At 48.4% G+C, this 14,348-nt stretch carries 9 protein-coding genes; 7 read left to right on the forward strand and 2 right to left on the reverse strand.

The genetic code is table 11. From position 1 onward, the window contains the following. Positions 1-33: 33 nt before the first annotated feature. From MK185_06465 to MK185_06475, 3 genes are all read left to right on the forward strand, one after another. The gene (locus tag MK185_06465; GenBank protein ID MCH2040261.1) at positions 34-528 is read left to right on the forward strand and encodes a hypothetical protein; all 495 of its coding nucleotides are present in this window, start codon (positions 34-36) and stop codon (positions 526-528) included. 15 nt (positions 529-543) lie between these two features. Continuing rightward, positions 544-4,335 carry a tandem-95 repeat protein gene (locus tag MK185_06470; GenBank protein ID MCH2040262.1) on the forward strand — a complete coding sequence of 1,264 codons (3,792 nt, stop codon included), beginning with the start codon at positions 544-546 and terminating at the stop codon, positions 4,333-4,335. Positions 4,336-4,415: 80 nt separating this feature from the next. Next, positions 4,416-6,869, forward strand: coding sequence for a response regulator (locus MK185_06475; protein MCH2040263.1), 2,454 nt, complete (start codon positions 4,416-4,418; stop codon positions 6,867-6,869). On the opposite strand, the gene MK185_06480 is transcribed toward MK185_06475, so the two are convergent. Then, positions 6,838-7,593: a sulfite exporter TauE/SafE family protein gene (locus MK185_06480; protein MCH2040264.1), complete on the reverse strand. Its 756-nt coding sequence runs from the start codon at positions 7,591-7,593 to the stop codon at positions 6,838-6,840. The genes MK185_06475 and MK185_06480 overlap by 32 nt on opposite strands. Before the next feature lie 24 nt (positions 7,594-7,617). On the opposite strand from MK185_06480, the gene MK185_06485 reads away from it, so the two are divergent. Beyond that, entirely contained in the window at positions 7,618-7,860 is a 243-nt protein-coding gene (locus MK185_06485; GenBank protein MCH2040265.1) for a glutathione S-transferase N-terminal domain-containing protein, read from the forward strand. Here the strand turns inward: MK185_06485 and MK185_06490 are convergent. Further along, the gene (locus MK185_06490; GenBank protein ID MCH2040266.1) at positions 7,835-8,482 is read right to left on the reverse strand and encodes a riboflavin synthase subunit alpha; all 648 of its coding nucleotides are present in this window, start codon (positions 8,480-8,482) and stop codon (positions 7,835-7,837) included. The genes MK185_06485 and MK185_06490 overlap by 26 nt on opposite strands. 83 nt (positions 8,483-8,565) lie before the next feature. Here MK185_06490 and MK185_06495 point away from each other — a divergent pair, with 83 nt between their 5' ends. From MK185_06495 to MK185_06505, 3 genes are all read left to right on the forward strand, one after another. Continuing rightward, a complete protein-coding gene (locus MK185_06495; GenBank protein ID MCH2040267.1) occupies positions 8,566-9,744 on the forward strand; it encodes a patatin-like phospholipase family protein in 1,179 nt (392 codons plus the stop codon). A gap of 317 nt (positions 9,745-10,061) precedes the next feature. Next, positions 10,062-11,150, forward strand: coding sequence for an efflux RND transporter periplasmic adaptor subunit (locus MK185_06500; GenBank protein MCH2040268.1), 1,089 nt, complete (start codon positions 10,062-10,064; stop codon positions 11,148-11,150). 1 nt (position 11,151) lies between these two features. Next, positions 11,152-14,229 carry an efflux RND transporter permease subunit gene (locus MK185_06505; GenBank protein MCH2040269.1) on the forward strand — a complete coding sequence of 1,026 codons (3,078 nt, stop codon included), beginning with the start codon at positions 11,152-11,154 and terminating at the stop codon, positions 14,227-14,229. Positions 14,230-14,348 lie beyond the last annotated feature (119 nt).

Consider the following 14,348-nt stretch of genomic DNA (forward strand, 5'->3'; position numbering starts at 1 on the left):
GCCTAACGTTACCAATATCAATGAGGCTTGACTGTGAAGCACACCCAGCGATCTGTTCTGATTATCGTGTCTTTGATTTTCACCGCAAGCCTCGCGGGCGGGGTCTATTTCGCTGCACAGCCAACCCCTGCGACCCTGCAGACCAGCGCGCTGGAAAAGGTTCAACCCCAACCGCAGGTGGAAATCACCCAATCACTCAAAATCGACAACATTCCACCAATTTCCAGGCCATCATTATCAACCTCAGCGCCATCGGGGGACTACAGTACGCAACCACCGCAACATCATCATGACCACCCTCATTCGCATGATCACACGGTAAAAATCCCGCTAGAAATCCAGGCTTACATCGAAAAACAGCGGATTCCACAAAGCGAATTGCAACCGGAACGGAATCCGCAGGGCAACCTGTCATTGAACCCTAAAGGTCAATTCGAAACGGTTTCTATCGCTGTCTTGGGAGAGGATGGTGACGTTCGTATCACGGAGCGGCAGATTCACCCCCTGGCTGAACCACAGCAACCTTAAACAGGTAATTCCGATATGCTCACCCGATTAATCTTTCTATTGTTGCTGACACCCATAAGTTACGCCGCCGTAACCATTGTCAACAACGATGGAGTCGGAGAAGGTTTTAATGACAACACGCCCGTCGCCGCCATCGGTGGCAACACAGGGACCACACTCGGCCAACAACGTCTGAACGTATTCAACAAAGCCGCTGAAATTCTTAATACCATTTTCCAGATTAATCAGCCGGTGAAAGTTAATGCGGAATTTAACCCGCTGACCTGTACACCAACCTCGGCCGTGTTAGGCCAGGCCGGACCCGAAAATTATCAGTTCCAGAACAATGGCAGTGACTTCACGGTTTACCCGGACGCTTTGTACAACCAGCTGCAAAATGCAGATATTGACAGTAGCAAGGCGGAAATTAACGCCACTTTTAACTCCAACTTAGACAGTGGTACATGTCTGGGTGGTAAGACCTGGCACTATGGTTACAGCGACGGCGGTCGTTTCAGCACGGCGCTTTTACCAGTTGTATTGCACGAGATTATGCATGGAATGGGGTTTCTCAGTTTGTTAAACAGCTCAGGCGCTTCCGGTGCTGAGGTTGGCGGTGTGCAAGTCTTCGATATCTACACAAGAATGCTCAAACGTCAAAGCAGCGGCATATTTTTGAAGGACATGAGCCAGACAGATCGGGCTTCTGCAATAGTCAGTGACGGCGATCTGGTTTGGAGTGGCAATAAAGTGAACGCAAAATCCGCTGATTATTCGGCTGGCACCAACGGCGGTAGTGTTCGTATCTACGCACCATCCAGTTACAGCCCGGGATCATCCGTTGGCCATTTCGATTCCTTGTTGAGTCCCAATGAGATAATGGAACCAAGTTATACCGAGTTTCTCGACAACCCCGGTCTCGCCACTCAGTTGCTGGAAGATATTGGCTGGACAGTAAACCATGACAACACCGCACCAACACTCAACGTCATCAGTGATCAAACACTGGATGAAGACACCGATAGGAATATTATCTTGTCGGGTAGCGATCCGGAAAACGATAGTCTGACCTTCTCTTTGGTGACCGCCACCGATTCGCTCAATGCCAGCATTTCTGGCACAACACTGACACTGGACCCGGCTGCTGACTACAACGGCAGTGGCTCAGTCACAGTCCAGGTGAGCGATGGCAATCTGACTGATTCAACCAGTTTTAACGTTACAGTGGTGGCAGTTAACGACAGACCGGTAATCGCGACAATCCCCGATCAATCTCTGGATGAAGACAGTCAGTTGACCTTTAACGTATCGGCCACCGATGTCGATAGCAGCAATCTGGTATTTTCTATAGGCACTGCAGAGGCGCAATTAGGTGCTTCACTGACTGGCGAACAGCTGACGCTTGACCCGGTTAGTAATTATTATGGTCAGGGCACTGTTGAAGTGCAGGTTTCTGACGGTTCCCTGGTTGCTTCAACCACATTTAACGTCACGGTCAATGCCGTTAACGATGTCCCTGTGTTCGCTGAGATTGCTGATGTTGCCCTTGCCAAAGGAGGAAGCTCCGTCGTTAACCTGAGTGCCAGTGACGCTGACAATGATCCGCTGTCTTTCAGTATCGTTTCTGTAATCGACGAATTAAATGCCAGCGTCACAAACAACCAGCTTTCACTGGCTCCGGCTGACAGTTATGAAGGTTCCTCAACGGTCGTTGTACAGGTTAGTGATGGCTACCTATCTACCGAGCGCAATTTCAGTGTGGTTGTATCGGAACAAAACCTTGCGCCAGTGCTATCGAATATTGCACCAATCACACTGGCTGAAGACTCCACCAAAGACATTGCCTTAACCGCCAAAGATGCCAATAACGATGAAATTAGCTTCAGTATCAGCAATGTCAGTCCAGAACTCGGTGTTAGTGTCGAAAATGACAGGCTGACGATCAAGCCAGAGGGCAATTTTAATGGCAGTGGCGTCGTTACCGTTACAGCCTCAGATGGTCAGCTGAGTGACAGCCAGCAGGTTTCTATCACAGTGACTGCGGTTGATGATGCGCCAGTGTTCTCATCGATCAGCCGGGTGACACTGATCGGTACAGCGGCGCAAACCATTGGTTTGAGTGCTACCGATATTGATACCGCGGAGAATCAGCTGACCTTCAGCATCGTCAGTTTTGACAACGAGGTCCTGAATGCGTCCCTGGTAAATAAACAGCTAACGCTGTCTGCCAAATCAGCAACTAATAACAGCACACAAATACTACTGAGGGTCGCCGACGGTGCCAACCAGGTAGACCTGACTCTGGATGTTGTTGTTCAGGATTCCACAGCGCCTCAACCTCCTGTTCTGGCAAGTATTCCGCCACAGTCAGTGCTCGCAGGTACCAGCAAACAAGTGTCGCTGACTGCCTCTGATCCAGACACCAGCAGCGACCAGTTAAGCTACAGAATTCGATCGAAGTCTGTGGGGTTAGAGGCCTCTGTCACAGATCGCCAACTGACTATCGATACCAGCAACGGCATCGCAGAAGGAGATTACTCAGTCGATATCGAGGTTTCTGATGGCAGCCTAACCGATAATCAGGTAGTCAGTGTTAAAGTACTGCCCGCTTTCAGTGTGCAAAAAGAAGAGACTAAAGCCAGTGATGGAGAAACACTGACCGGTGGACTCGGTATCGTCAACCTCAATATCAGCGGTGGCGATAATCAATTAACGATTAATGTGTTTTATAACGGCAGTGATCAAAGCGATTTATTATCGCGAGCAGGCGAAGGATACATACTATCGATGCCAGAGAGTGGCGCCTTTGCCGGAACCTACCGACTTGATATAACCGATACATCCGGAAACTCTGCGCGTTACTTTATTGAGCGGCCATTGCGAGCGGTTACCAATGTATCCAGCCTGCTGGATTCCGCCAGCAGCCAGCAGATTTACGTTGAAGGCGCCCCTGTGGGCAGTCAGATTGACCTGAGCGTGAATAATCCGGCCATCACATTCACCGCCGAAAATAACAGGGTTACGGCCCCTGATAACGCGCAGCAATTTAATCGGGCAGCCTCAGGATTAACGCTGAGTAACAATCCGGAAGATACGGATTTCGTCATCACGGCGGAATCGGCGAATCTGCCTGAGGGAACGAACAGCGGCACCATTGTGATTGCAAACCGGGTTGAATTTACCGTGACAGATACGAGTGGCGATACTGTTGAAGGTGCGGTTATCAAAGCAACTGACACGCGCCTGACAGAGTGGCGACTGCCAACCACAGCAACAACCAACAGCAGCGGTAGCGCTAGTTTAACGCTCGCCTCTGGTGGACAAACCCTGAACATCACAGCTGAGGGTTACGCCGACAAAGATGTTCAGCTCGAATCAGGAAAGAGCGCTCAGGAAATCACTCTGAATCCACTTGAGTCAGCGTTCATGCTTACCGGTAGTATCATTTCTCAAGGTGTGGATTTTCTCTCCGAAGCGCCCAAAGTGACCCTGTTTTTCCGCAATGGCACGCAGGAAATTCTGGCGACACAGGTAAATAGTAGTGGCACCAGAGCAACCTTTGAATGGCAGGGAGATTTGGCTGAAAAAACACCTGAGCGCGTCAATATCAGTCACAGCAAAGCAGACGATGTTAACAATACGGTGTCCTCATCAGCATCGCCGGTCTTTATCAGTGCGCTGTTGGTCGCAACCCCGCTTCCGCAACAACAAGAACCTGTTGCCTTAGAGGGAGCCGCATCAGGCTCCGGGGCTGAATGCCAACTTTGGTTATTGCTTTTTGTTAGTAGTTTCGCCTTTTATAGACGAAAGAGATTCACACACAGATAGTGCAGCCTCTATACTCCATAGTCTATATGCAAATTCATTTATAAATAAGACGATGGACTGGGCGCAGGGAATTCAACCAGATGAAATGGCATAGCGCTAATTTCGCTACCACTGTGATCATTTTACTGATCGGCCTGTTTCCCTGGCGGGTCAACGCGCATCTTGTGAAAGATATTGATAGTGAACGCTGGGTGGAATTTAACGACAATATCACGATTGCTGACAGCAATAATGCGATTTATTTTCATCAGGACCCTTTATCTCAACTGTCATTGTCTTATCTCAAGAATAACGGGACTCTGTTCGAACAATATCCAAAGAAGGTGTTCAACGAAGGTTTTACCCGTTCTGGTTATTGGCTGAAAATGCATTTGCACAGCGACACGCAGAAACATCATCGCTGGCTGATGGAAATTGGCTATCCCCTGCTTGATCGCCTTGAGGTTTACATCGAGAATCAAGATGGTGTCCGGCTCAAACAATATTTATTGGGCGATTTGCAATCTTTCACTCACCGTCCTTTTCAACACCGAAATTTCGTTATCCCTCTCGACTTTTCCCAACATAAAACTCAAACACTGTACATCAACGTTCAAACCAGCAGCTCAATGCAATTGCCTGTTCAGTTCTGGCAGCGTGACCACTTTATTGAGGAGCAATCCACTGAGCAATATGGCCTGGGAATGTATTACGGCATGATGCTGGTTATGTTCTTATATAACCTGTTTTTGTGGTTGAGTTTTCGCGATAAAAGCTATCTTCTGTACATTGCTTACATCGCGTCGTTTGCAACACTGCAGTTAGCGACCAGTGGTATTGGTTATCAATTTGTCTGGCAGGACTCCACCTATTTTCAACAATTAGCAGTCCCGTTGATGATTGCGATGGTCGGAGTATTCGGTACCGCTTTCAGTCGCAGTTTCTTACATACGGAACGCTATCACCGCAGTGCCGATCGGGCGTTGTTATCTTGCCTGGCGCTCAGTGCCGTTACCGGCGTGCTAGCGTTCGTGGTTGATACCTCCACCGTTATGGCCATTGCAGGCCCGGTTGTTGTGGCGTTTCTGCTAGTTATCCTTTACGCATCTATCGTTACACTGCTTCGGGGAAAGCGTGAAGCACGGTTCTTTCTGGCAGCCTGGGTCGCCTTTATTATCGGTGGACTGATCACCATTTTAACCATCTTTGGTATCTTCCCGAATAATACGTTGACGATTCATGCCAGCAAAATTGGCAGTGTTTTCGAAATTGTACTGCTATCGTTTGCACTTGCAGACAGGATTAACCTGCTGCAAGCGGAGAAAAAAGCCGCCGAAAATCAGGTAAAAAAAGAACTGCAACGTAAAACTGAAAGTTTGCTGGAATCGAATCGACTTAAAAATGATTTCCTAGCCACCATAAGCCACGAATTTCGCACACCGTTAAATGGTATTCTCGGTTCGCTGGAATTAGCCAAAGACGGTGATACCACCGACCTGCTCTCCTCGATTGGTAATGCCAGAGTCAGCGCCAATGAAATGCTTGAACTTGTAGATAATGTACTTACTTACACTGAACTGCAGTCAGGCAATCGTATTGCAGCGCCGTGTAATATCGAACTATCACCAACTCTGCGCCACTTTGCCAACAAACTACAACCAATGTGCAGCGCCAAAGGTCTTGAGTTTGAGTTGGTGATCAGTGATGACATGCCAGACAACCTGCTGATCGACTTTAAATGTCTGCAACATGCGTTAAAAGCGTTGATCGATAATGCTATTAAATTCACCAACGAAGGGCATATTCGCCTTGCTGTGTCGTGGTTGAATCTGCATGAAGAGAGCTGTATCCAGTTTGATATTCAGGACACCGGGATCGGTATGTCCGCGGACGAAGTCCGGCAAGTCCAGGGATTTATGGCCCAGGCAGATTCCTCTCTTCAACGACGCTATCAGGGTCTCGGAATTGGTTTATCACTGGTGCGAGCAGCCTGCTTGTGTTTACACGGTGATATTCGTATCTCCTCCGAAAAACAAAAAGGAACCAATGCCCGCTTGCGCATACCGGCTAAAGAGCCGCTTGATCTCAATCACTGTGCTCATCCATTAGCTTTCAACCGGGAAAAGTATCTTGCCAATCAGGAGTTACGCGGACACGTGTTGATTGTCGAAGACAACACCATTAATCAGAAAGTGCTGCGCAGCATGTTAGGTCGTATGCAGCTTCAGGTAGACATTGCCGACAACGGCGAGAAAGCACTGGAGAAACTTCAGCAAGATAAAGACTATCACTACGACATGATCTTTATGGACTGTCAGATGCCCGTGATGGATGGTTTTGAAGCAACCAAACGCATTCGCAGCAGTGCCAGTATTGAAGCAACAATTCCTATTATTGCGGTAACCGCCAACGCCATGTCAGGTGACGAGCAGCTGTGTCTCGATGCGGGCATGAATGATTACCTAAGCAAGCCCATCAATATTGAGCAAGTACGCCACATCGTTTTCAAATGGTTGCCGGCATTTAACCAAGAAGCAGCTTTAGCCCAACAATAAAAGTTACCACTTCATAGATACGCTTGATAGCAAGATTGCCTGCCTGAATCGACGTATGAGCGCCAAGATACCCACCCGCTAAAGAACCAATAATCAACGCCGGAATCCAACTCCATTGAACGGCAGCAACCGCTCCCATCGTTAACGCTCCGGTTCCGTTCCAGCCAAGCCCAACAGCCACCAGCGTCTGCGCAACAGCGACCTTATATTCCAGGCCAAACCAATACACCAGCCATAAAGTGACAAATAAGCCACTACCTGCGGATAAGGCACCGTTGGCGAAGCCGATGATCATCAGCACCGTGCCACCGACAATGTATCCGAACCAATCACGATGTTTAGGGTCTGAATGCAGACCAAGCTGCGGCTTAAACAACGAGTACAGTGCCAGCGCCAGCGTAATAACACCCAGTGCAACCTCGGATTGTCTTGCCGGAATATCCAGAATGAAAAACACACCGGCAATCACACCGGGAACACCTGCACAGAGGATCAGTAATAAAATATGGCGATTAAGGTGGCCTTCTTTAAGGTGCCTCAACGTTGCACCAACACCTAATGCAACCGTGGCAATTTTATGTGTCGCCAGTGCCAGGGGGAAAGGTAACCCCATAAAAATAAGAATGGGTAACTGAATCAGCCCGGCACCGCCACCTGCCAAAGCAGAAAACCAATTCGCAACAACAGCAATCAGAAATAACAGGATTTGTTCGGTATAATCCATACAAACTCAATATCAGGAGTAACCATGACCTACGCTTTGTATTACTACGACGCCTGCCCATTTTGCCAACGGGTGCTGATGGCATTACCAAAAGCCAAGGTAAACGTAGAAAAACGTAATATGTTACAAAATCCGACGTTTCGCCAGCAGCAACAACAAGCCACTGGACGTACGACGGTTCCCTGCCTGCTGATTACAGATGAAGCAGGCAAGGAAAACTGGATGTTCGAATCCAGAGATATTATTCAGTATCTGTTATCGCTGTAATCAGCTCTTTCAGATTATCGATACTGCCGATTAATCGACGCACAGTGTCCACCACAGCCTGGGTCTGAGCGTCGATTTCAAGATTGACCGAATCGCCTGTATTAATGCCACCAAAGACCGTTACATCCAGCGTTTCCGGAATCAGATGAACGGCGAAGCGGTCTTCCTCGACTTCGGCAATGGTCAAGCTGCAACCGTTCAGCGAGACAAAGCCTTTGTCGAGCAAATACGGCGCCAGGTGTTTCGGCCGCTGCATCCATACTGCGCGATTATTTGCACTATCAATTACGTCAACAACACAAACCTGATCCATCACATGGCCGGATACCACATGACCGCCAATTTCATCGCCATATTTTGCCGCACGTTCCAGATTAACGACCGTACCCGGCTCGATTTGCCCGAGATTGGTGACCTTAAGAGTCTGCGCAATAGCATCAAAGCAGACCCTATTACCTTCGATTGATCGCACCGTCAGGCAGGTACCATTCATCGCCACAGACGCACCGGTTTCCAGACCGTCAAGCAACTTGTCATTAAACTCAAATACAAACGTGGTCAGGCCTTCGGCCTTGAGCACTTCTGCCACAGGCAGCTTGGTTTGCACGATTCCGGTAAACATCAGTCTCTCCAGCCAACACGAATGGCGTCATTATGCACTATTATTTATGCTATTCAGAGAGCAGTCGATAAAAGGGCAAACTTTTGCAATATCAAAAAACAGGGCTCATTCTTTCCGGTGGCGGAGCGCGCGCTGCCTATCAGGTGGGTGTTTTGAAGGCGATTCACAAAATCCTGCCACGAGGACACTACAATCCCTTCGATGTGATCTCTGGCACCTCTGCAGGTGCAATTAACGGTATTGCTTTAGCAAGCTACGCTGAAAACTACCGGATAGGTATCCGTCATCTCGAACGCATCTGGGCCAATTTTGAATGCAACAAGATATACCGCACCGACTTTGGCGGGGTAACCGGTACACTGGGTCGTTTGATTCGTAGCCTGGTGATTGGCCGACGCTTCAAACATGATCCGGTTTCTCTGTTGGATAATGCGCCTCTGCGTGAACTGCTGCTGGAAGTCATCCGCTTCGACAATATTCAAAGCGCCATTGATAACGGAGCATTGCATGCCGTTGCGATTAACTGTTCGGGTCTGGAATCCGGCGAATCCGTCAGTTTCTTCCAGGGACATTACAGCATCACCAACTGGCAAAGGGAGCGTCGAATTGGCTCACGTGCCCGACTGAACATCGATCATTTGATGGCATCATCAGCAATTCCGATGATCTTCCCATCGATTAAAATTAATCGAGAGTTTTATGCGGATGGTGCGGTGCGTCAACTGGCACCATTAAGTCCCGCCCTGCACCTGGGGGCTGAAAAAATAATGGTGATTGGTGTTAGTGGTATTGCTCACAGGCGCAAGCTTCACCGCCAGCGAGGCGTCTACCCTACCCCGGCAAAAATTATGGGACACATGCTCAATGCAGCATTTCTCGACAGCATTGAATCTGATGTTGAGCGTTTGCGCCGGATTAATCGCACGGTGGACAAAATTCCCGAAAAAATCCGTAAACAAGAAGGGATCGAGCTGAAGAAAATCGATTTATTGGAAATCAACCCCAGCCAATCCATTGATGATATCGCTGGCGAGCACGCTGCCGAAATTCCACGGGCGCTCAAACTGGCTTTGGGTGGTAGCGGTAATACCAGTCGCAATGGCGCTGGCATTCTCAGCTATTTACTGTTTTCCCAGGGATTTTGCCAGCATCTGATCGACTTGGGTTTTAACGATGGAATGAACCGCGCGGAAGAAATTCGTGAATTTTTCTCTGATCATTTCGATAATTGCCAACAAACACAGAAAACCGGGACAGAATAATGTCCAGCAACGGCGTTAATCATCCCGGAGGATAGCCAGTACTCGGGTTGGCAACAACCCGATTGACATAGAAGGCCGTTTGGTTGAGTGAAATGAAAGCTCAACCGGTCAACATCTATCTGATACTGGAAAGCTGCGAGTGATTGGCTGATCCCTAACCTCAATCAAGCAAGCCACAAACACTGGTGTCAAATGTCTACCCAGTCATTAACTCAATTTTCAGAACATTAGGTTATGTATTTTGGGGCTGATCCTACCTCGCTAACTTCGCCTACAATAGTGGAGTATCAGCGCTTTCCAGCCAACAGGATCCCGTCATGCGTCTTCTGCTTATTCCCGTGTTACTCGGTTTAATAGCTTGTTCCGAACCGGAACAGATAACAGCCGAGGCCAATATACGCCCCGTAAAGATTTATCAGGTACCCCAGGCTAACGACGTGTTATTACGTAAGTTCCCGGCGCAGGTTCAGGCAGCAGAGCAATCCGCTCTGGCGTTTCGTGTCTCTGGTGAATTACTCAAACTTCCGGTGCGTGCTGGTGAGTCCGTTCGCCGCGGACAGGTTCTTGCCCGACTTGATCCGGTTAACTATCAAGTTCTGGTGGATGATCGAAAAGCCCGCTTCGTATTGGCAACCTCTCAGTTTCAGCGAACGAAAGATCTTTTTAATCAGCAACAAGTCTCACAAGCACAATTTGATCAGGCAAAAGCTGAGCAGGAAATTGCCAAGGCCGCTTTAGAGGCGGCCCGTCTGGATTTAGCGGACACGCAACTGAAGGCGCCTTTTTCGGGTGTTATTGGCGAAGTATACATAGACAACCACCAGTCCGTTCGTGCGGGCCAGGCTGTCATTATGCTGCAGGTTCAGGATCAGCTAGAGGTTCAGTTACAGCTACCCGAAAATCTGATGGCACAAATTGTCAATTCCCGGGGAGAACGCAATACCGTTAATTATCAACCCGAAGTCGAGTTTGAAGCCTTACCAGGGGAACGATTCCTTGCCAGCTACAAAGAACACAATGCACAAGCTGACCGGGCAACCGGCAGCTATACCGTGACACTCACACTGTCGCGACCGACGTCACTGAATTTATTGCCTGGGATGTCAGCCAGTGTGCATGTCGATCTCAACCGGGTACTCAGCAGCCGACATACCCAGATGCTGATTCCTGCGTCTTCCGTATACCAGAATGAGCAACAAACAGCAGGCAGCAGTGTTTCCAGCGTCTGGATCGTTAATTCTGATATGACGCTGAGCCAGCGCCAGATCGAAGTTGGCGAATTGACACAACGCGGCGTCGAAGTTCGCAAAGGTCTGCAGCCGGGTGAGCAGATTCTCGCCGCGGGTGTTCATCAGGCGCACGAAGGGATGCATGTCCGGCCCTGGGTGCAAGAGCGAGGCCTGTAAAATGAAGCACAGTAACAACACTGCCGGGTACTTTATTCAGAATGGCACCACCAGCTGGATGTTAATTTTGATTTTGCTTGTCGGCGGTCTGGTTTCCTACCTGGGGCTCGGACGTTTAGAAGACCCGCAATTTACCATTAAGGAAGCCATGGTCTTCAGTTATTACCCTGGTGCAAATGCACTCCAGGTAGAAGAAGAGGTCACCGCTCCTCTGGAGAATGCAATTCAGTCATTACCTTACATAGACCATGTTAACTCCATCTCCAAAGCGGGCGTTTCGCAGATCCACCTGGTGATAAAACCCACTTATAACTCCAATGAGTTACCGCAAATATGGGATGAGTTACGTCGTAAAGTTCGTGACAAGCAAGCCCAGTTGCCACCCGGTGTTAACCCTCCCATCGTATTTGACGATTTTGGCGATGTATTTGGTGTCTTGCTGGCAATTACCGGCGATGACTACAGCTACCAGGAAATGAGTGACTACGCCGATTATCTCAAACGTGAGCTGGTCACCGTGGAAGGTATTGCAAAAGTGAATATTGCCGGAGCACAGGCAGAACAGGTATTTATCGATATTTCACGCGAGCGGATGGCCAATCTCGGTATTCCAGTGTCCCGTTTGTACAGTTTGTTGACGACTCAGAACGTCGTTCAGGACGCCGGGCATATTCGCTATGCGGGTGAATACATTCGCATCCATCCGACCGGAGAATTTTCTTCCACCCAGGAAATGGGGGAGCTATTAGTCAGTAAGCCCGGTTCGGAAAAGCTGATCTATTTAAAAGATATTGCCACCATCTCAGAGGGCGTTGCTGATGTTCCGGATCATCTGACGAATTTTAAAGGTGCTCGGTCATTGCACATGGGAATAGCGTTTAACCGCGGTGTAAACGTTGTTGAAGTTGGAAAAGCTCTGCGTCAGAAACTGAATTTCCTGGATCAGAATCGTCCCCTGGGTATTCAGTTACATACTCTCTACGACCAGCCAGCCGAAGTGGATGCATCGTCAACAGGGTTTGTTCTCAACCTACTGATTTCGGTCATCATTGTGATTGCTGTACTGTTTGTTTTTATGGGTGCAAAAGCCGGAATAATTATTGGTTCCGTGCTGTTGCTGACCATTCTCGGAACCTTTATAGCCATGAAATTTTTTGACATAGAATTGCACCGGATTTCATTGGGAGCATTGATCATTGCGCTGGGAATGTTGGTCGATAACGCGCTGGTTATTACCGAGGGAATTATGGTGGGGCTGCAAAAAGGTCAAAGCCGTTTACAGGCCGCTACGGCTATCGTCAAACAAACACAATGGCCATTATTAGGTGCAACCATAATTGCAGTTACCGCATTTGCCCCCATTGGCTTATCACCAGATTCTACTGGCGAATTTGTCGGTTCATTATTTTATGTACTGCTGATCTCTCTCATGCTCAGCTGGTTCACAGCGCTATCGATCACCCCCTTTTTATGCAATCTGATGTTTGCCAAACAAGAATCACGGGATGCAGATCGACAAAATAGTACCCGGCCTTACCAGGGTTGGTTGTATGACGTCTATCGCCATGCGCTGAGCTCCTTTCTGCACAATCGTGTAACAACCATGATCAGCATGGTGGTTGCTTTAGTGATTGCGATTTATGGCTTTGGTTTTGTTAAGCAGAGCTTTTTTCCTCCATCCAATACACCCATGTTTCTGGTTGATATCTGGCTGCCGCAAGGCAGTGATATTCATGCTACCCAACAACAGGCATTATCTCTGGAACAATACTTCCATGATAAAACAGGCGTTGAATTTACTTCATCAACGGTTGGTCAGGGAGAGTTGCGATTTATGCTGACCTATGCACCGGAGAGACAATATTACGCCTATGCTCAGGTAATGATTCGAACTGAGAAAAGGGAACAAATCCCTGCATTAATTGATGATGCACGAGTCTGGACGCAACGCCACATGCCGAATGCTTTTGTTAAATTTAAGCGTCTGCAGATTGGTCCGGGAACGAATGCTAAAATTGAAGCACGCTTTTCCGGCCCGGATCAGGCACAGTTACGTCAACTGGCAGAACAGGCAAAGGTAATTCTGTTAAATGATCCAGACAGCGACAACGTTCGACATAACTGGCGACAACGTGAGAAAGTAATACGACCCTTATTTATTGAGGATAACGCGCGTCGCGCCGGAATTTCCCGACAGGATCTCGATGATTTGTTGCAGATGAGTGTCGCCGGAAAAACGGTTGGTCTTTACCGGGAAGGTACTAAATTAAAACCTATTATTCTGCGCCCACCAGCGGTGGAACGACTCAATATCGACAGCTTGATGGACTTACAAATCTGGAGCCCGATATTTAATCGCTACATTCCGATTCAGCAAATTGTTGAGCGTTTTGATCTGGTGTTTGACGATCCGATTATTGCCCGCCGCGATCGAAAACGGACGATTCAGGTCTATGCTGACCCGGAACTTGGCTCCGGTCTCACTGCAAATGCGTTATTTAAACGCGTTGCGCCTCAGATCGAAGCGATACCTTTACCACCAGGTTATGAACTCAGTTGGGGCGGTGAATACGAAGCATCAAAAGATGCTGAAAGCAGCGTATTCGCCTCTCTGCCCTTAGGCTATCTGATTATGTTTATTATTACCGTGCTGTTATTTAACGAATTACGCAGTGCGTTGGTTATCTGGGCTTGTGTACCGTTAGCAATTATTGGTGTAACCGCGGGCATGCTGATACTGGGAGCCGAGTTCGGTTTTATGGCCTTACTTGGCTTCCTGAGCTTATCCGGTATGATCGTCAAAAATGGTATTGTTTTGGTCGATCAGATTCGTCTCGAAATCGCCGAAGGAAAAGTGCCATATGACGCAGTTTTTGATGCCTCCATCAGTCGCTTGCGCCCGGTTACCATGGCAGCGCTCACCACAATTCTTGGTCTGTTACCGCTCTTGGTCGATCCCTTCTTCAGTGCGATGGCGGTTGTCATTTGCTTTGGTTTGGGATTCGCGACTGTACTCACGTTGGGGATTGTGCCGCTGCTTTACGCTATGACTCATCGTATTCCGTCACCAATAAAATAATCGTCATAAACTGCAGATGTGACCCAATAAAGAAATGCAATACGGGAGTTACATCTGCGGTTGTTGGAAATCTGACACTGACCACTTCCATCTTGACCCATTTTCCCTCTCGGAACTTG

Source organism: Saccharospirillaceae bacterium (genome assembly GCA_022448365.1).
GTDB lineage: Bacteria > Pseudomonadota > Gammaproteobacteria > Pseudomonadales > Oceanobacteraceae > Bacterioplanoides.